The organism is Parabacteroides sp. An277, assembly GCF_002159645.1.
Taxonomy (GTDB): domain Bacteria; phylum Bacteroidota; class Bacteroidia; order Bacteroidales; family Tannerellaceae; genus Parabacteroides.
This window is the reverse complement of sequence record NZ_NFJB01000054.1, coordinates 1-18,249: the sequence shown is the minus strand read 5'-3', so window position 1 is coordinate 18,249 and position 18,249 is coordinate 1. Positions and strand designations below refer to the sequence as shown.

Here is an 18,249-nt window from a genome sequence, read left to right as displayed (position 1 = left end):
TGGGAGTACAATACCGGCAAGTATGTTCAAATAATCGTTTTCCATACTGCAAAATAAAGGTTTGTTCTTCAAACTAACAAATTTATCCCCATTAAATTTCTACTGAGCCTATTTTATTTGCAACAAAACAAGTATTAATCAAAAAACAATATAGCTATGGCACTTACATGCACCAACGTAACTTTGAGACAAAAGCCATTGCGTAACGACCGCATATCTCTTTATCTGGATTATTATCCGGCCATCCGCAATCCTTACACGATGAAGATGAGTCGCCGGGAATTCCTCGACATCTATATTTATGCCAAGCCCAAGAACGAGCAGCAAAGAATGTTCAATCAGGAAATGCTAAACAAAGCAGAGGCTTACCGTAGAACTGTGCGAGAAGTTCAGGGATTATCTGCTCAAATGCAAACAAATCAATCATCCCAATGCTTATATCTCACGCAATTCGGCAGCCGGCTATTATTCGACTTTCCGTGCCTTGTTGAAAATAGCCTATAAAGAGAAGATGTTGCGCGAGAACTTGAACGACTTTCTGGAAAAGATAGAATGGAAAGAGGTCAAGAAAGAGTATCTGACACTTGATGAAGTCAAGAAATTGGCAGCTACACCCTGCAAAATTCCAGTCTTGAAACAGGCCTCTCTGTTTGCCTGCATGACCGGTCTCCGTATCAGTGATATTCTGAAGCTGGACTGGCGTGATTTTGAAGTCGGGCCGGATCAAGGCTACTACATCCGTATTTGCACCGAGAAAACAGAAACCGAGGCCACCCTTCCCATCAGTCAGGAGGCACTGGAGTTGTGTGGCGAATGGGGCACTGGAAAAGTATTCAAAGGCTTAACCCGCTCCATGACTCATCATCCCTTGAAACAATGGATTGCCGAAGCCGGAATCAGAAAACACATAACCTTCCACTGCTTCAGGAACTCGTATGAGGTCATCCAAATCTATTTAGGCACAGACATTTACACAATATCGAAGATGTTGACGCATAAGAATGTCACCACGACACAAATTTATGCTGATTTGGTTAACTCCAAGAAGCGAGAGACGGCGAATAAGATTTCGTTGAAATAGATCTATTCCCATAAAATAAGTACGACAATGTAGCACGATAGATATGCTGATCATCGACCCTGTTGAACAGCCGGAATATATTTCCTTCTTTCTCTCCCGGATAGAATACGATGATTTTGTACCGGTTACTTTTGTTGTATTGCTCATAATTGGCCAACAGATGGTTGGTGCGCAAATACGGATATATGGATCCGATCCATAAAGGAACAGTATGGACGCAATTTATCATCGTCAATGCTGATATGCCGCATGATACGCTCATGCAGGTACTGGTAGAATTGCGATGAATTAACCTTGTTGGTCAGCGAAGCCGTTACCGCATCATGGTCATTGCAGTCCTTTTCAAGCATGTATTTCAAATAAGACGGATGTTTTTCCCGAAAGCCTGGCCGTCCAAGAAGTTGTAGAATTCCTTGAACAGGCCTACCGTCAGCACATCCACATAATTGACCGGCCGTATCAACTGGGTCTTGAATGCCTTAATCTTTTTACGCATTGCATATTCTTCCTGCGGCAGATATTGATAGATGAAGAAATTATAGAATATATCATTCTCCGTATTCTTGAACTCCTCACTGCACAGTTTGTCATACAGCTCTTCCAATGTCATGTTTCTCATAAGGCATTCTGTTTTATACGGTTGATTTATTTGCAGGTAAAAGGCGAACTCTGCGTCTTCCAGGCGGATCGGTACAAGATTTTCATCTCCATCCGAAAAGAAACCAGCCTTCCGCATAAAGGACAGGAATGAACTGGCCACTTTCTCTTTGGTGTTTTCACTTCATCCTGCCTCGAACTTGTCTTTTGCGGCAATCTCATTGATTTCCATCTGTACATCGGAACGGTTCAGTGACTGGCGGGCTGAATTCCATTTCCATAATACAAGATTCAGATGCAGGTCAAGAAATAGGAACGGAACTGTACCTCCGCACAAATTCTGCGATTGCCCTTTTGCGTGTATACTCAGTCTTCAGCATAATATGATTGTTTTCAATCACTTCCTACTTTAAGAGTTTGCCCGAATCGGGTGACATAGCAAAGGAAGTATGTGAGTCATTTCTTCCCACTTAAAACCACACCCGGTCATAGCTGTCGTATAGGGACTCTTTATTTTCTTCTCCATATATATTCTTGATTTAACAGCTATGCAACAAATCTTTTATATTAACCTCCAGCACTTCCGCTATTCTCTTTAATGTATGAAGATCTGGTTGTGACGTATTGGTGCACCATTTGGAACAGTTGTCTGGTCTTTCCCCAATGTTTCGGCCAACCATTTTCCTGTTTTCTTTTTTCAGCAAGAACTATCTTCAATCGATTGATATCTTCTATTTCTTATTTATTAGCGTTAGACGCAAAATTAAAGAATTATTTGGATGCACAAAGAATTAAGCATACATTTTATTCTTTCTGATCAATATTGTCCTAAATAATATTAGATAGCGAAAACCCCAATGAGACAATAAAGTTGGGCAAAGCCCATTTGTATCGAGCTATATGTTTCAGCCCTAATAAAAGCAATATGATCTCAAAGCCGTCCATATCTGTGTTTCTACTGCGTTGCGGGATGTCCCCATGATTTTTATCCTCAAGATGTTGTATGTCTGTAATTCAGGTATATTTCTCCGTTATGCAGGTAATTGGGATTGCAGGCAGAGTGACTACTTTTGCGTCGGAATTTAATTTATAGTGCTACATAATTATGAAACGTACAGTAATTACAATGATTGCCAGTTTGTTTGTGGCCGGAACGACGGCCGTAGCCCAGTCCAATCCCATGCCGTGGAAAGACGGAAATAAATATATCCCATACGAGGAACGTACGGGTAATGAGTCCATCGTCTATTTCACACGCAATCTGAGTCCGGAGGGCCTTATCAAGGCATACGAACAGGTGAGTGAAAACATCGAAGGAAATGTCGGGGTGAAGTTGCACACCGGCGAACAGAACGGGCCGAACATCATTCCACGGGAATGGGTAAAAGCCCTGCTTCAAAAGGATTTGCCGGAGGCCAAGATTGTGGAAACCAATACTTATTATAAAGGAGACCGATATACGACGGAGCAACATCGCAAGACTTTGGAAGTGAACGGATGGACATTCTGCCCTGTGGACATTATGGACGAGGAAGACACCCTCACACTGCCCGTCCGAGGCGGCAAGTGGTTTGAGAAAATGTCCGTAGGAAGCCACTTGGCAGACTACAATTCCCTTGTCGTGCTGACCCATTTCAAAGGGCATACGCAGGGTGGTTTCGGCGGCAGCAACAAGAACATTGGCATCGGCTGCGCTGACGGTCGCATCGGCAAGGCCTGGATACATACCACGCCAGGGCAGGACAACCAGTGGAACATCGCCAAGGAAGAGTTTATGGAGCGTATGACCGAATCCACAAAGTCTGTCATCGACCATTTCGGCAAACACATTGCCTACGTAAATGTAATGCGCAACATGTCTGTATCCTGCGACTGTGAAGGTGTGAATGCCGCTCCCGTTGTAACTCCCAATGTAGGAATCTTGTCCTCCACCGATATTCTTGCTCTCGACCAAGCCTGTGTGGATTTGGTATATGCCATGACAGAAGCGGAACACCATGATTTGGTCGAACGTATCGAGACACGCCACGGATTGCGCCAGCTGTCCTACATGAAAGAGTTGGGCATGGGCAACAACCGTTACATCCTCATCGACTTGGATAACGGAGGAAAGCGCATCACTGCCGCTGAAGCCGTAAAGGGACTTAAACCATTTGTACAGGAATAATAATCTCAAAAGACATAGACATATGAAGTTACTGACAATTCTCACCGCAAGCCTGTTGGCTTTCAGTACAGCAGGATTTGCACAAAACGACCAGGCAATGAAATTTCAGGAAGAGCAACTGACTTTGACCCAAGAATGGGACAAGACTTTTCCACAGAGTGACAAAGTGAACCATAGTAAGATAACTTTCCACAATCGTTACGGCATCACGCTTGCCGCTGACTTATATATTCCAAAGAACGCGGCAGGCAAGCTCCCGGCCATAGCCGTGAGTGGCCCGTTTGGAGCAGTGAAGGAGCAGGCATCGGGACTGTATGCGCAGACATTGGCGGAGCGCGGTTTCCTGACCATTGCCTTTGACCCCTCATTTACCGGAGAAAGCGGCGGACAGCCCCGTAGTGTGGCATCGCCGGACATCAACACGGAAGATTTCAGTGCGGCGGTAGACTATCTGTCTATTCGTGACGATGTAGACCCGGAGCGCATCGGCATACTCGGCATCTGTGGCTTTGGAGGTTTTGCCATCAACGCGGCGGCTATGGATACGCGCATCAAAGCGACGGTGGCTTCTACGATGTATGACATCTGTCGGGGGACGGCAAACGGCTACTTCGATGCCAATGACAATGCGGACGCCCGCTATGAAATGCGCAAGCAACTGAATGCCCAACGGACGGAAGACTATCGCAACGGCACGTACAAGCGCACGGTGATGAATCCCCAGCCTACCGATGACGCGCCACAATTTATGAAGGATTATTATGACTATTATAAAACGAAGCGTGGCTATCACTCCCGTTCCATCAATTCAGGTCTGGGGTGGAACGTCACTTCCTCGCTTTCACTTCTCAATATGCCCATTTTGGCTTACAGCGATGAAATCCGCAGTGCCGTATTGGTGGTGCATGGCGAAAAGGCACATTCGCGCTATTTCGGTGAGGATGCCTTCAAGAAGCTGAAAGGTGACAACAAGGAATTGTATATCGTGCCGGGAGCCAGCCACACCGACCTGTACGACAACCTGGAAAAGATACCGTTCGGCAAGATAGTCGAGTTTTACAACCAATACCTGAAGTGATATGAAACGGCTGATTTACTGCTGTGGAGTGGCTATTTTCCTCCTTTTTACGGCAAATGCCCTTATTGCCTGCTCGGACGATGACCCGATGGAGGAAAGGACGGAAGTTCCCGCTCCGCCATCTGATGAAAATGAGGGCGATAATGAAGGAAACAACGATAACAATAACGGTGATGACAATGCATCCATGGAAAGAAATATTACAATTTCAGTAAACGGAACATCGTTTGCCGCTACGCTGGCAGACAATGAGGCTGCACGGGCTTTTGCAGCCATGCTCCCCCTTACGCTGGATATGAGCGAGATGAACGGCAACGAGAAATACCATTACTTATCGGAAAATCTGCCTACGGACAGCTATCGTCCGGGGACAATCCAGACAGGCGACCTGATGCTTTACGGCTCGTCTTGCGTCGTCTTGTTTTACGAAACTTTTTCGTCCGGCTATAGTTACACACGCTTGGGGCAGATAGACAATCCCGAAGGGTTGGCAGCGGCAGCGGGGAGCGGTAATGTGCGTGTCAGTTTTGCGATAACGGAAAAATATTGATTATGAATCCATATCGAGAGAAACCATGAAAACTGCTGCCAACCGTTACGCCATCATCATCGCCTATTTCCTGATTTATGTCGTGTGGGGTTCCACCTACTATTTCATAGGCGTGGCATTGAAGGGATTACCTACGTTCCTGCTCGGCGCGTTGCGATTCAGCGCGGCGGGGGCGATCCTGCTCATGCTCTGCTGGTCGCGGGGCGAGCCGGTGTTCCGGCCCGCGTTGGTCCGCCGCTCAGCGGTCAGCGGCATCGTGCTGCTCTTTGTCGATATGGCGGTCATCATGTGGGCGCAGCGGTATGTCAGCAGCAGCGTGGTGGCGATCGTGGCCTCCTCCACGGCGATCTGGATCATGTTGCTGGACGTGCCGATGTGGAGGCGGAACTTCCGTCGGCTGGCGACCGTCGTGGGGATCCTCTTGGGGTTTGCCGGTGTCGGGATGCTTTACGCGGAGCAGCTGGGCGCGGAGAGCTCTGTCGCCCCGCATGGCGAGTACGGCATCCTGATCCTGATGGCCGGTTGCGTCTCGTGGTCGCTCGGCTCGCTCTACGCCAAATACCGCTCGTCGGCGGTCGAGGAGGTCAATGGCTTCGCGGGGTCGGCCTGGCAGATGCTTTCCGCGAGCCTGATGTTCTGGCTCTGTGTCGCACTGTCTGGCAAGTGGGACGAGGTGGCCTTCCGATCGGTCCCGCCCTCGGCCTGGTGGTCGTTGCTTTACCTGATCACGTTCGGCTCGCTGCTGGCCTATTCCGCCTATGTCTGGCTGCTGAAGGTGCGCCCGGCGACCGAGGTGGCCACCCACGCCTACGTCAATCCGGTCGTGGCGGTCGTCATCGGCGGTTTGGGCGGGGAAGAGATCACGGCGATCCAGCTGGTCGGGCTGGCCGTCATATTAGGTAGTGTTTTATTGGTAAACAGAAAACAAGAATGAGTACAGTCAAACAAAACCATACCTAAAACAAGATAAAAAGTTGCTTTTTGCCTGTCTTATCTGTATATATTGAATAATAAGTGCTTGATAATCTGTATTCTTTTTAATGCCTCAGACCTGGATCTGCCGATCTATAAACCTTGCATCATATCGCGCACATATTTGCGACATCTGTCGCAGATTATTGCGTCATATTGCGCATATATTTGCGTCAATTGGCGCAAACTTAATAGATAGGCAGTCACAAGGCTAACGTATTACTACAATCATTGATATTCAGAGCATCTGATATTTAGACATATCCTAAAACAGGATAAAAAAGTTACTTTTTGCCTAACCGATAATTGTTTCATACACTTCAATTTTGAAGGTGATACGAAATTTTACGTTGACAAAATAATAGTCTTTTTCTTTTGCCTACGTAAATCTTTGTTCGAAAATCCGGCAGGACTGGAAGCATTAATTGTGAAACGACTTACTTCGAGGATCAAATGAGGAAAATCGCTACCTTTCCTTGCCTTGTTCTCCATTTTTCTTTAATTTCGCAGGCAGACTCAATAATAAAAATAATATGATTACTACTGAACGCTTGATACTCCGTCCGTGGAAGGAATCGGACGCAGAATCTCTGTACAAATATGCCAAAGACCCTGCCATCGGACCTGTTGCCGGATGGCCTCCACACGTATCTATAGAAAACAGTCTTGAAATCATCCGAACCGTGTTTGCCGCACCAGAAACGTATGCGGTCGTGCTTAAAGCGACAGGCGAGCCTGTGGGGAGTGCTGGGATTATGTTCGGAGACGGGCTGCACAGTGCGGAAATGGCTTGCGGCGAAGCAGAAATCGGTTATTGGATAGGTGTACCTTATTGGGGGCAAGGACTAATACCGGAAGCCGTGCGTAGACTATTGCAGCGTTGTTTTGAAGAGTTAGGATTATCGGCTGTCTGGTGTGGCTATTACGAAGGTAATACAAAGTCACGCCGGGTAATGGAAAAATGTGGTTTCCGTTACCATCATACCGAAAAAGACAAGTTATCTCCTTTAGGCGATAGACGTACTGAACATTTTATGCGTCTTACGCAGGAAGAATACAGTTTGTTATCCAAGTAGAATTTGGAATCCGTCCCGACACGCACTTTTCCCACTGAGAATGGACGAAATCGGAACGGATTGTCACTAGAATCCCACCTGTTTCTGTTGTTCGGCATTGTAGCGGTCGCCCGTCACGGGAATGGCGGCTACGGCATCCTCCAGCTGTTTCCACTCTTCGGCAGAGAGGGTGAAGTCCAGTGTGCGCAGGTTTTCTTCAAGGTGCGAGAGCTTCGTGGTACCGGGAATGGGTACTATCCACGGTTCTTTCTGCAAGAGCCAGCCGAGGGCAAGCTGGGCGGCGGTCATGCCCCGTTCGCGTCCGAAGCGTTGCAGCACATTCACGATGCGATAATTGTCACGCATGGCTTCCGGTGTAAAGCGGGGCAGCGTGGTGCGGTTGTCGTTGTGCGGGTCGAACTCGGTATATTCATTTAAGTCGCCGCCGAGAAAGCCCCGGTTCATCGGACTGTAAGGCACGAAACCGATACCCAGTTCACGGCATACATCCAACACACCGTTCTTCTCTACCTCACGGTGCATCAGGTGGTATTCGCTCTGGATAGCGGTCAGCGGACAGACGGCGTGCGCCTTGCGGATAGTCTCTGCGCTGACCTCACACATGCCCCAATGCAAGACCTTGCCTTCCTTTATCAAATCGGCGATAGTCCCTGCCACGTCCTCCACCGGCGTGTTGCGGTCGAAGCGGTGTTGGTAGAACATCGGGATGACATCGGTGCGCAGGCGTTTCAACGATTCCTCGCAGTAGCGTCGGATGGTGGCGGGACGGCTGTCCTGTCATCCGGTGGCTTTGCCGTCGATAACTTCATGACCGAACTTGGTCGTTACGTTTACCTTACCCCGAAACTCTCCCAATGCTTCGCCTGCCAGTTCCTCATTGTTCAGCGGACCGTAGATGATGGCGGTGTCAAATAGCGTCACGCCACGGTCCATCGCCTCGTGCAGCAGGCGGATGCACTGCTTTTTGTCGGGATGATAACTGCGGTTGTAGGTCATGCCCATCACACCGAATCCCAATGCCGACACCTCGAAAGCCGCCTTGCCTGTGCCGAGCGTGCGGTGAGCGGTAATCGTTGCGGCTTTGGCATCTCCGGCAGATGCAGTTTTGCTTCCGGTAACCGCACGAGTGGCAGCCTGTACTTTGTCCAATGCCGGGGAGACAGCCAGAGCTGCTCCCACAGCAGCCGCCGTCTTCAGAAAACCGCGACGGCTGAAACCTTCTTTCTTGTTCAAGTCTTCCATATTGCCTTTTAAATGAAAAATGCGAATCAGGAGTTAAACGTAGTTATGTTTCACAGGAGTTATCACTTCGTTCAGGAGTTACAGGCCAATAGTCTTACTTCTGAAACCGGCGCAAAAAGGTATTGGCATCTAACTTCCAGCCCGCCCTGCGGGCGATAACTACCTATAACTCCCTTTTAACTCCTGATTGGCATGAAAAAAATTACTTTATTTTCAGTCCCGGAATCAGCGGTGTCGTATCCACCAGTTCCAAATCCTTTACCATATCCAGCGTACCCTGTTTGTACTTCTGGAAATGAGGTGTCTTCAAATGGCTTTCGTAAGCGGCACGGTCGGCATAGATTTCGAGGATGGTAATCTTGTGTGGCGCATCCTCTTCGGCTACGGCGTAGAGGGTGAGTACACCCGGTTCCAGCCGCATGGAGGCTTCTATTTCCTCTTTCAGATAGGCGTTGTATTCATCCAACCGTTCCGGGTCTACTGTTATTTTCGAAAGGCGTACCAGGTTATCCGTAGCCGGTGCAGCCGGTTTGGCAGTTTCCTGCTTGATGCTGCGCAGTGCCTTGATGGCTGCCGGGAAACCAATGTAGGGAAGACATTGGATGACCGCTGCGGTCACTTCTTCGGGCGTATTGCCTGCCTGGATGTTTCCGTGGAAGTGCGACTGCAACTGGCTTTCCGCCTCCAGTGTCGTCAGGATGCAGTAGCCGAGCAGTTCTTTGGTTTTCAAGTCAAGTCCGTTACGGGTGTATATTTCGCCAAAGAAATAGTCGGTCAGGAAGCGTGCTACCTCTTCACCCATTCCGCCGGGCACGCCTTCCATCACGGCAGAGATTCCTCCGTGGTAGAGTTTGTCCTGAATGGCTGCGCCCTGCTCATGACGGTTCGCTTCGGTGACGGTGGTCTGATTCTCCAAGGGAAGGCTGATGTCGCGCTCCTTGAATACTTCGTTCACCGTTCCGACGGCATTGAGCATCTTGGGGAAACCGATGAACGGTGCTGTCAGATACATCGCTTCCCGTAATTCCACAGGGGTGACGCCCACGTTCAGGGCGGCTCCCGCATGGACTTTCAGTTGCGGAAGCGTCTGCATCGTGGCAAGGGTGACACAAGTAATCATTTCGCGCTGTTTCAAGCTCAAGTTTCCCGTAGTAAACACTTCGCCGAAGATAAATTTCTGAAGGATGTCCATCATCTCCGGGTCTGTGCCCTGTCCGGTCAGGGCTTCACCGCCGAAAAGGGTACGGTAATTTTCCTTGCACGTTTCTATTCTGTTCATTGTTTCGTCGTTCTGTGCCTTTGCCGGCATGAGTCCTGCCAGCAATAAGGCGAATATAATTACAGATTGTTTCATATTCATCATGTTACTGTCTATAGACTTTTTCCTAACTGATATGCCTGTTCGGGATAGCGGGTGTTGCGAATGGAACCTGCCGTCCATACCCCGGAAGCGACCACCTCACCCACACTTTCCCAGCCGAGATATTCCATTAATGTGCGGTAATGCAGCAGCATCGGTTCTGCTTCCTTCTTCGCCGTATCGGCATAGGTCATCAGGTAAGCAGCCTTCTTGTAATGGCCTTTAATTTGCCCGTTGATGGCATAGAATCGGTCGATTACCCGTTTCATCTGTGCTGAAATGCCAAAATAATACATCGGTGTGGCGAACACTACCATGTCTGCCGCGATGAGATGCGGACGCAGTTCATTAAAATCATCCTTTATCACACACGGACCGTCCATGCCGCAACGGTTGCAGGCACGGCAAGGTTCCACTTGTTTGAAGGCGCAATCGAAACGGTATATCTCATGTCCTTTTTCCTGTGCGCCTTTGATGAACTGTTCCGCCAGATAAGCCGAATTTCCATTCCGGCGGGGACTACCGGTCAATACTACTATTTTCATTCTACTACTATTTTTAGTGTTCAAATTTTCTACGGCTTTCATGATGCCGCCTCCCAAGATCATACTCCCTGTAGCTGCGAGCAGGGATTTACGGAGAAAATCCCGGCGCTTCATCAGTTCTCAGGATTAAATGTTTTTCCAAATGTCGTACATTTAGCGATTTCGTCTCCCGTCCGCAAATAGGTATAGTTGGGCATTTCGAAGAGGACGGGCTTCACTTTGCTGTAGTCCGGCTTCCCTTTGTCATTGAGAATACTTTCTTCGGCATAGGTGTTCGTGATTTTGCAGATGAAGTTATCGAACGTATCCGTTCCGTAATTATCTACCACCTCACATTCCATCACCAACGGACTTTCATCAATGACAGGAGTTCCGGCTTCACCCGGATGCCAGGCAAAAACTTCCGATTTGTCCGTTTTCGCTCCGCTGACGCAACCGACATAGTCAGCACGTTGCAGCATGGCTTCGTCTACCATATTGACGGACACCTTGCCTGTGGTTTTCACACCTTGGTTGGTGTAATGCGCCTTGTGCATACTCAGCAGGATGCGGTCGTGCCCGATGATGCCCACATGGGCAACGAGCAGCCAGTTTACCTTTCCGTTTACCTCCGTACCCACTACTACGGCGGGAGTAGGATACAATGCCAATGTCTGGCCGATGTTCTTTTTCATATTCTCTTCCGTTTGAAAATTGTATGACTATTTGCCGGTCAACGCCTCCTGGTCTTCGGGATATCGTGCTCCGATGATTTCGATGCTGTCCAGATGACGGCGGATATCGGCAAGCTCTTCCGTGGTAAAGCGAATGTCCGCTCCGCCGATATTCTCCTTGATGCGTTCAATACGTTTCGTGCCGGGAATAGGGACAATCCACGGTTGCTGTGCCAGGAGCCAGCCGATGGCAATACGTGCCGGAGAGGTTTCTTTCCGATGGGCAAGTTCTTTCACATACTCTACCAACGCTACATTGTGTTGCAGGTTCTCCGGCTGGAAACGGGGAATGGAGGAACGGAAATCCGTCTTGTCGAACGTGGTGTTGCGGTCGAAGCGTCCGGTCAGCATGGCTTTCCCCAGCGGACTGAACGGCACGAAGCCGATGCCCAGCTCCTCCAAGGTAGGGAGCAGTTCCTTTTCCACTTGACGGTACCACAGGGAATATTCGCTCTGTACTGCCGCAAGCGGACATACGGCATGGGCACGGCGCACCGTGGCAGGGGCGGCTTCGGACAAGCCCCAATATAATACCTTGCCCTCTTTGATGAGCGAGGCAACCGTATCTGCCACTTCTTCTATCGGTGTATCCGGGTCTACCCGGTGCTGGTAGTAGAGGTCAATGTGGTCGGTACGCAGACGGCGGAGCGAACCTTCCACCGCCCGGCGGATGGTGTCAGGCTTGCTTGACAGGCTTACGGGGCGTGCCGAAGTATTGAGGTCGGGCATATCCACCAAATTATAGCCGAACTTCGTGGCGATGACTACTTTGTCGCGGACCGTTTCCAAAGCTTCGCCCACTAACTCTTCGTTCTTGAACGCACTGTACACCTCTGCCGTATCAAAGAATGTAACTCCCAACTCTACCGCCTCGCGCAGCGTGGCGATGGCTTCTTTCCGGTCAGGATAGGGAGGATAGCTTTGCGTGAATCCCATGCAGCCTAGCCCTACTTCCGAAACTTTCAGTCCTTGGTTTCCTAATGTTCTCGTTTTCATCGATATTATTTGCCTAATGAGAGTGTTACCGTTACATCACCGTTTCCCAATGCTGATTTCAATTGTGCGCCATTGGTATTATCTATCTTGCCTATGCGGGTGAAGTTCCACGAATTGGTAGAATAATAAATCACCAGGTATTTCCCTTGGTAAAGGATGATGTCGCCGGGACCGGTCGATGTCTGGCGGTCATTGCGCGGAAGGCTGGTGCCCAGCGGTCCCACTTTTTCCATGTTGCCGTAGTCTTCCATTTCCACGGTGACGTCTCCTTTTGATAGCAATTCTATCAAAGCATCTGCGGACGAATTATCCGCTAAAGTGGCGGTAAATGTCTTACCGTCCTTGATGGTCAGTCTGATTGTGTTATTTCCCATATTTGCTTTCATTTGATTGTCTGAAACTCTTTGTTGTGCCTGAACTGCTGTCATAAAGACCGAGAGCAGCAACAGGAGGACGAGATGCAGTCTATTCATCGTTTTTTCCTTTTTCTAAAATTACTTACCATGTAGTCGACAGCGCCAATCCTGGCGGAGAAGTGCTTTCCCCAGCGGGGACAATGCCAATCCTGGCGGAGAAGCGCTTTCCCCAGCGGGGACAATGCCAATCCTGACGGAGAAGCGCTTTCCCCGGCGGGGACAACGTCAATCCTGATGGAGAAGTGCTTTCCCCGCTGTTCCCAATGGGAGTCGTTCTTATTTGTAAGATTCCCGATAGACGTTCACGATATCTTCGTCCGACATCTGGACACGGTCGCTGGTGAACATCACGCCCATTACCTCACGGGTGTTACGCATCAGCGTCTCGAACTCGTCGGAAGTAATGCCGTAGTCGGACATCTTCAGGTCGGCAACGCCGCACGCCTCTTGCAGACGGGTGAGGGCGGTCAGGAAGTCTTCGGGTTTCGTGGCTTCCGGCATACCCATTGCCTGTGCCATGCGGATGAAGCGATCGTCGCAGGCATGGTGCTCGATGAAATATTTATAATAGGCACGGCTCACCATAATCAGACCGGCACCGTGGGGCAGGTTGGGATGATAAGCGGAAAGGGCATGTTCCAGGGCGTGTTCGCTGGTGATAAGCGTCAGGCACATCACGCCGCCGGACAACGTATTGCCGAAAGCCACACGGGTACGGGCCTCCAGGTCATTGCCGTCCTTGATGGCACGGGGCAGGTATTCGGCAATGTTGCGGATGGCCTCGAGGGCATACATGTCGCTCATCAGGTTGGCGCCTTTGGCAATGTATCCTTCCGTGCTGTGGAATAGGGCATCGAAGCCTTGATAGGCAGTGAATGTGGCCGGTACACTCTTCATCAGTTCTGCATCAACGATGGAGAGGACGGGAAACAGGGATGCATCGCCCACGAAGGCTTTCTCAAACGTGTCCTCCTTCGTAATAACGCCGGAGTTGTCCGTTTCCGACCCTGTGCCTGCCGTAGTGGTGATGGCTATGATAGGCAACGGTTTTACGGCAATAGGTTGTCCTTTTCCAGAACCGATGGGCACGTAATCCCACAGTTCGCCTTCATTCGTAGCCATGACCGCGATAGCCTTCGCGCAATCCATGACACTGCCTCCACCCAACGCAACGAGAAAATCACACCCATTGTCGCGTGCAGCCTTTGCACCGGCGTTGACGTTATCCACAGTGGGATTGGGTGCTACACCGTTGAAGATGCAGGTCTCCACACCGGCTTTGTGCAACTGCTCTTCCGTGCGGGCCAGATAGCCGTTGGTACGGGTGGATTTACCATTAGAGATGATAATGAGGGCACGTTTGCCCGGCATGGGTTGTTCACTCAGTTTGTTCAACATCCCTGCACCGAACATTACACGGGTAGGGATATACATGTCGTAGTTGTTGTTCGTTTTCATTTTGTAGGTTATATTTAATGATTCTGATGCAAAGGTAGCGGACTGTCGGCGGAAAGGAGATAACATATTTACTGACGGTTGTAACCGATTTACGGATTATTTTCCCATCGTTTCCTTTACTTTTGCCAACAGATTGGGAATGTCCAGATGCTGCGGACACTTTGCCAGACATTCTCCACATCCGATACACGATGAAGCCGGGTCTCCACGCTGGACGGGAGACATGGATACGGTGTAGTCGGCCATTGCCCTCTCTTTGTTGCGGTGCAGCAGGTAGTTGTTGTAGACATAAGCGAAGATGTAGCCGATGGCGACATTCTGCGGGCAGGGAATGCACTGGTAACATCCGGTGCAGTCAATGTGTCCCGGTGCATGACGGTAAGCGTAGATGGCTGCTCCCAATGCCTCGCGTTCGGCAGGTGTAAGCATATTTGGTTTTGCCTTGGCTGCATAACTCAGGTTTTCTTCCACATCTTCCATGGAACCCATGCCGCTGACGGCTACGCTCACTTCGGGAATGTCCCACAGGTAATCCAGTGCCCATTCCGCATCAGGTTTCCGGATGCCGGTAGAGGCAAGTGCTTCCCTCATACTTTGTGGCAGGTTGGCAAGGAAGCCGGTGCGGACAGGCTTCATTACCGCCAGCCCCATACCGTTGGCAGTGGCATATTTCGGACCGAGCACACCTGCCTCGTATTCATAATCAAGGTAATTGTGCTGGATAAGGCAGAAATCCCATGCCGGTGTATATTCGACTACCCGTTTGAACAGTTGCAGGCTGTCGTGGAAAGAGAATCCCATAAAGCGTATTTTCCCTTGCGCCTTCAGATTCTCCATTTTCTCGATAAGCCGATACGGCAGCACGTAGTCTTTCCATGCCCGGTGCATAATCATGTGGATGTGGTAGAAATCAATCACATCCGTATCAATCGCACGCCGGGACTGGTCGAAGAACTTTTCGAAATCGTCCGCACTCTGCATCTCCCACCACGGCATTTTGGAAGTGACATAAACCCGGTCGCGCCAGCCTCCGGCAAGTGCCTTGCCGACTGCCTGCTCGCTTTCGCCTCCCATATAGACACGTCCGGTATCAATGTAGTTCACTCCGCCTTCGATGGCACGGTGTACCATCGGGGTGGTCTGGTCGAAATCCACATGCCCGTTCTTCATTGGCAGGCGCAACATGCCAAAACCTAATGCCGATACATTTACCCCTGTTCTGCCCATCGGGCGGTATTGCATCTGTGGGTTGTAATTCAGGATGTCTTTTGCTTTCTGCTCCTGCTCCACACGTCTGTTTGCTTCTTGCGCAATGGCTTTCGGTCCCATTGCGGCACCGACAGCCGCGGCGAATAATCCGCTTTTGATGAAATCTCTTCTATCCATAATTTTTAAATGAAGAATGAAGAACTAAAAATGAAGAATTAATGCTGAGTCAATCCAATGAGCCACGCCGGGTTATGACGTACCAGTAAGTCAATGTCGCTTTGAGGGATGCCTTCTGCCAGCAGTTTCAGGATGCAATCCCTCATACCCTCAATGGGGTGTGGCATCACCGCCTGTCCCAAGTCTGTGGAAATGAAACTCCGCGACGGGTCGATGCGGACAAAACCGGCAAGCTCCCCGATGCTTTGCCGTGGGTATTGCGACATCTTTGTGCCTTCTCCCCACAGGCAGGGCAGGTAGCAATATTCGATGTATGCGCCAAGGTCGATGCACTGCTTAATCTGGTCGGCAGTCATTTTCCAGAAATGAGAATTGGCATGAGTGACGACAAATTTATCCACACCTATTTCCTTTGCCTTACGGGCGAGTGTGATGCTTTCTTTGGGCGAAGCGTGTCCGGTAGCAAAGATGATGCCGGCTTCCGCACAGATTTCCATTACGCGGACGACTTCGGGCAATACCTGTCTGTTATCATCCAACACGGGAATGCCTTTCTCTTTCCTGCCTTCACATTGGTAATGATAGGCTGCGTCAAGTGTCGGCATCCAGATGCACCGGCACAGTCCTCCACTTGTTTCTACGGCTTTCTGTGCGGCAAACGGATTTACCTTGTCCCCATGCACACGGTTCATGCAGAAACTGCCGAAACATTCCGCTTCCGGCAGTGCTTGCCGGATGATATATGTCCTGTCGTGACAACTGAAGTCATTAGACTTGAACATCACGGCACGGTATCCGGCACGCATGGCATCCTGCATGAAACCATATTCATCTACCGAGCGTTCCCGCGAATCGGGGCGGCAGTGCAGGTGGATGTCGCATACTCCTTTTACTAATCCGTCATCTGTAAACATATCATTCTTATCTTCATTTTTCTCCGAAAGAAAATCCATGGCACGGGCAGGTATCGCTGCCTGTGCGAACAATACTCCTCCGGTCAGCACGGAACTCTTGATAAAGTCCCTGCGGTTTATTTTTCCATTATCATTCATCGCTTTTCTTTTTTTGCAAAAATAGCCGGTATCCAACTTAAAGGACATAACCTATTTACGGAGATTTGTAACTCATTTACAGATTACGGTTCAACGCCGATACAAGTTACGGTAGAAACTTTTATTTTTGCGATACAAGAATGTAATGATGATACGAATATGAAAACAGATTTGATAAAAATGGATACGGTAGAAGAGTACAACAAACTGTTCGGACTGGAAACACTTCACCCGTTGGTGAATGTCATCGACCTTTCGGAAGCCACCCGATTCCCTATACGTTTCACTATCAATTACGGCATCTATGCCCTGTTCTTGAAAGAAACCAAATGTGGCGATATCCGTTATGGAAGGCAGGTTTATGATTATCGGGAAGGCACGATTACCAGTTTCGCACCGGGGCAGGTGTCGGAAACGGAAATGCTGGAAGGCATGAAGCCCACGGCACGCGGCATTGTGTTTCATCCCGATCTGATTAAAGGTACATCGCTCGGACAGGAAATCAAGTCTTATTCTTTCTTCTCTTACAATTCTACCGAAGCCCTGCACCTTTCGGACGAAGAGAAAAGCATCATCCTCGATTGTCTGGCTAAAATAAAAATGGAACTGACGCATCCGATAGACAAGTTGAGCAAACGGCTGATTGCAAGAAATATCCAGTTGCTGCTTGACTATTGTATGCGTTTTTATAACCGGCAATTCGTCACCCGCGAGAAATCAAACAAGGATGTGCTGACCCGTTTCGAGGCCTTGCTCGACGATTATTTTCAAAGCGGCAAGTCGCGTACCAACGGACTGCCGACCGTACGGTATTTTGCCGATAAGGTATTTCTTTCTCCCAACTACTTTGGAGACCTTATTAAGAAAGAAACGGGAAAAAATCCGCAGGAATACATCCAGGGTAAAATCATAGATACTGCCAAAGACATGCTCGCCGATACGGAGAAGACCGTAAACCAGATTGCCGATGAATTGGGCTTTCAATATTCCCAACATTTCAACTGGGTATTTAAGAAAGTGGCAGGATATACGCCCAGCGAATACAGAAAACGGGTGGAAATCATGTAAAATAAAACGGTTACAAATTTATTTATTCTTCAAATAACGTTTGACGGAGTAAAGCGAGTTCGCCTATCCTTCTATCCTTCAAACTATCTTTACTTATATCCATAGTTATAGGGGGAAAAATGCATAATTATAAAAAAACACTTCATACCTATGGTTATTTACATTTTAATTTATACATTTGTCCCCAGAACACTAATAAAACATAAAAATCTATGCGAAAGACCCTCTTTTTAATGGCCTTTAGCTCGTTATCATTCGGACTTTTTGCCCAAACTAATAGTTTATCCGATGATAAGGGCGCGGTCGTAGGTATTAAGACAAATGCCCTTTATTGGGCAACAGCTACTCCCAACTTGGGAGTCGAGGTACGTTTAGCCCCAAAATGGACGTTGGAGGCGGAAGTGGGACTTAATCCATTTACTAACAAGCACGACGACGGCAGTTTCGGCAAATCTATCAAACATTTTCGCTTGCATCCGGAAGTGAGGTATT

16 protein-coding genes and 4 pseudogenes are annotated in these 18,249 nt (G+C 49.0%); 8 read left to right on the top strand and 12 right to left on the bottom strand.

Going from position 1 to position 18,249, the window contains the following annotated elements; translation table 11 throughout:
- Window positions 1–156: 156 nt before the first annotated feature.
- A pseudogene (locus tag B5F77_RS14630) lies at window positions 157–1,081 on the top strand (tyrosine-type recombinase/integrase).
- Here the strand turns inward: B5F77_RS14630 and B5F77_RS16065 are convergent.
- The 3 genes and pseudogenes from B5F77_RS16065 to B5F77_RS14620 all read right to left on the bottom strand — a co-directional run bounded on the left by B5F77_RS16065 (window position 1,035) and on the right by B5F77_RS14620 (window position 2,413).
- A complete protein-coding gene (locus B5F77_RS16065; RefSeq protein WP_239446383.1) occupies window positions 1,035–1,310 on the bottom strand; it encodes a BREX protein BrxB domain-containing protein in 276 nt (91 codons plus the stop codon). The pseudogene B5F77_RS14630 and the gene B5F77_RS16065 sit on opposite strands and share 47 nt — an antisense overlap.
- A 126-nt stretch (window positions 1,311–1,436) precedes the next feature.
- The gene (locus tag B5F77_RS16060) at window positions 1,437–1,700 is read right to left on the bottom strand and encodes a hypothetical protein (RefSeq protein ID WP_239446382.1); all 264 of its coding nucleotides are present in this window, start codon (window positions 1,698–1,700) and stop codon (window positions 1,437–1,439) included.
- Between the two features lie 517 nt (window positions 1,701–2,217).
- A pseudogene (locus B5F77_RS14620) lies at window positions 2,218–2,413 on the bottom strand (helix-turn-helix transcriptional regulator).
- Between the two features lie 370 nt (window positions 2,414–2,783).
- Between B5F77_RS14620 and B5F77_RS14615 the strand changes: the two are divergent.
- From B5F77_RS14615 to B5F77_RS14595, 5 genes are all read left to right on the top strand, one after another.
- Window positions 2,784–3,845 (top strand): DUF362 domain-containing protein, encoded by a 1,062-nt coding sequence (locus B5F77_RS14615; protein ID WP_204244988.1) that lies wholly within the window; start codon window positions 2,784–2,786, stop codon window positions 3,843–3,845.
- Between the two features lie 22 nt (window positions 3,846–3,867).
- A complete protein-coding gene (locus B5F77_RS14610) occupies window positions 3,868–4,923 on the top strand; it encodes an alpha/beta hydrolase (RefSeq protein WP_087332078.1) in 1,056 nt (351 codons plus the stop codon).
- Between the two features lies 1 nt (window position 4,924).
- Window positions 4,925–5,473: a cyclophilin-like fold protein gene (locus B5F77_RS14605; protein WP_162608015.1), complete on the top strand. Its 549-nt coding sequence runs from the start codon at window positions 4,925–4,927 to the stop codon at window positions 5,471–5,473.
- 25 nt (window positions 5,474–5,498) lie between these two features.
- Window positions 5,499–6,407, top strand: coding sequence for an EamA family transporter (locus B5F77_RS14600; RefSeq protein WP_087332076.1), 909 nt, complete (start codon window positions 5,499–5,501; stop codon window positions 6,405–6,407).
- A gap of 571 nt (window positions 6,408–6,978) precedes the next feature.
- Window positions 6,979–7,521, top strand: coding sequence for a GNAT family N-acetyltransferase (locus B5F77_RS14595; RefSeq protein ID WP_087332074.1), 543 nt, complete (start codon window positions 6,979–6,981; stop codon window positions 7,519–7,521).
- A 66-nt stretch (window positions 7,522–7,587) separates the two neighbouring features.
- Here the strand turns inward: B5F77_RS14595 and B5F77_RS14590 are convergent.
- From B5F77_RS14590 to B5F77_RS14550, 9 genes and pseudogenes are all read right to left on the bottom strand, one after another.
- Window positions 7,588–8,763 (bottom strand): annotated as a pseudogene (locus tag B5F77_RS14590) (aldo/keto reductase).
- Window positions 8,764–8,965: 202 nt separating this feature from the next.
- Entirely contained in the window at window positions 8,966–10,117 is a 1,152-nt protein-coding gene (locus B5F77_RS14585; protein ID WP_087332080.1) for a carboxymuconolactone decarboxylase family protein, read from the bottom strand.
- A gap of 17 nt (window positions 10,118–10,134) precedes the next feature.
- On the bottom strand, window positions 10,135–10,668 hold the full coding sequence (locus tag B5F77_RS14580) for a flavodoxin family protein (RefSeq protein WP_087212256.1): 534 nt from the start codon (window positions 10,666–10,668) through the stop codon (window positions 10,135–10,137).
- Between the two features lie 149 nt (window positions 10,669–10,817).
- A pseudogene (locus B5F77_RS14575) lies at window positions 10,818–11,342 on the bottom strand (flavin reductase family protein); the annotation flags it as partial.
- A 27-nt stretch (window positions 11,343–11,369) separates the two neighbouring features.
- A complete protein-coding gene (locus tag B5F77_RS14570; protein ID WP_087332070.1) occupies window positions 11,370–12,377 on the bottom strand; it encodes an aldo/keto reductase in 1,008 nt (335 codons plus the stop codon).
- A gap of 5 nt (window positions 12,378–12,382) precedes the next feature.
- Window positions 12,383–12,850 (bottom strand): cyclophilin-like fold protein, encoded by a 468-nt coding sequence (locus tag B5F77_RS14565; RefSeq protein ID WP_013617237.1) that lies wholly within the window; start codon window positions 12,848–12,850, stop codon window positions 12,383–12,385.
- 219 nt (window positions 12,851–13,069) lie between these two features.
- On the bottom strand, window positions 13,070–14,251 hold the full coding sequence (locus B5F77_RS14560) for an iron-containing alcohol dehydrogenase (protein ID WP_087332069.1): 1,182 nt from the start codon (window positions 14,249–14,251) through the stop codon (window positions 13,070–13,072).
- 96 nt (window positions 14,252–14,347) lie between these two features.
- Window positions 14,348–15,637 carry an aldo/keto reductase gene (locus tag B5F77_RS14555; RefSeq protein WP_087332067.1) on the bottom strand — a complete coding sequence of 430 codons (1,290 nt, stop codon included), beginning with the start codon at window positions 15,635–15,637 and terminating at the stop codon, window positions 14,348–14,350.
- A 38-nt stretch (window positions 15,638–15,675) separates the two neighbouring features.
- Window positions 15,676–16,689 (bottom strand): DUF6282 family protein, encoded by a 1,014-nt coding sequence (locus B5F77_RS14550; RefSeq protein WP_239446381.1) that lies wholly within the window; start codon window positions 16,687–16,689, stop codon window positions 15,676–15,678.
- A 159-nt stretch (window positions 16,690–16,848) separates the two neighbouring features.
- Between B5F77_RS14550 and B5F77_RS14545 the strand changes: the two genes are divergently transcribed.
- Complete coding sequence (locus tag B5F77_RS14545; protein ID WP_087332063.1) at window positions 16,849–17,757, top strand: helix-turn-helix domain-containing protein; 909 nt, start codon at window positions 16,849–16,851, stop codon at window positions 17,755–17,757.
- A 212-nt stretch (window positions 17,758–17,969) separates the two neighbouring features.
- Window positions 17,970–18,249 (top strand): DUF3575 domain-containing protein (locus B5F77_RS14540; RefSeq protein WP_140392903.1); only part of this gene is annotated, 280 nt, incomplete at its 3' end.

Bases quoted from the DNA above. Each gene is read 5' to 3' on its own strand.
- B5F77_RS14545 (WP_087332063.1), top strand. From the start codon at position 16,849: ATGAAAACAGATTTGATAAAAATGGATACGGTAGAAGAGTACAACAAA.
- B5F77_RS14555 (WP_087332067.1), bottom strand. From the start codon at position 15,637: ATGGATAGAAGAGATTTCATCAAAAGCGGATTATTCGCCGCGGCTGTC.
- B5F77_RS14565 (WP_013617237.1), bottom strand. From the start codon at position 12,850: ATGAATAGACTGCATCTCGTCCTCCTGTTGCTGCTCTCGGTCTTTATG.
- B5F77_RS14560 (WP_087332069.1), bottom strand. From the start codon at position 14,251: ATGAAAACGAACAACAACTACGACATGTATATCCCTACCCGTGTAATG.
- B5F77_RS14585 (WP_087332080.1), bottom strand. From the start codon at position 10,117: ATGAAACAATCTGTAATTATATTCGCCTTATTGCTGGCAGGACTCATG.
- B5F77_RS16065 (WP_239446383.1), bottom strand. From the start codon at position 1,310: ATGATAAATTGCGTCCATACTGTTCCTTTATGGATCGGATCCATATAT.
- B5F77_RS14550 (WP_239446381.1), bottom strand. From the start codon at position 16,689: ATGAATGATAATGGAAAAATAAACCGCAGGGACTTTATCAAGAGTTCC.
- B5F77_RS14600 (WP_087332076.1), top strand. From the start codon at position 5,499: ATGAAAACTGCTGCCAACCGTTACGCCATCATCATCGCCTATTTCCTG.
- B5F77_RS14610 (WP_087332078.1), top strand. From the start codon at position 3,868: ATGAAGTTACTGACAATTCTCACCGCAAGCCTGTTGGCTTTCAGTACA.
- B5F77_RS14595 (WP_087332074.1), top strand. From the start codon at position 6,979: ATGATTACTACTGAACGCTTGATACTCCGTCCGTGGAAGGAATCGGAC.
- B5F77_RS16060 (WP_239446382.1), bottom strand. From the start codon at position 1,700: ATGAGAAACATGACATTGGAAGAGCTGTATGACAAACTGTGCAGTGAG.
- B5F77_RS14615 (WP_204244988.1), top strand. From the start codon at position 2,784: ATGAAACGTACAGTAATTACAATGATTGCCAGTTTGTTTGTGGCCGGA.
- B5F77_RS14570 (WP_087332070.1), bottom strand. From the start codon at position 12,377: ATGAAAACGAGAACATTAGGAAACCAAGGACTGAAAGTTTCGGAAGTA.
- B5F77_RS14605 (WP_162608015.1), top strand. From the start codon at position 4,925: ATGAAACGGCTGATTTACTGCTGTGGAGTGGCTATTTTCCTCCTTTTT.
- B5F77_RS14580 (WP_087212256.1), bottom strand. From the start codon at position 10,668: ATGAAAATAGTAGTATTGACCGGTAGTCCCCGCCGGAATGGAAATTCG.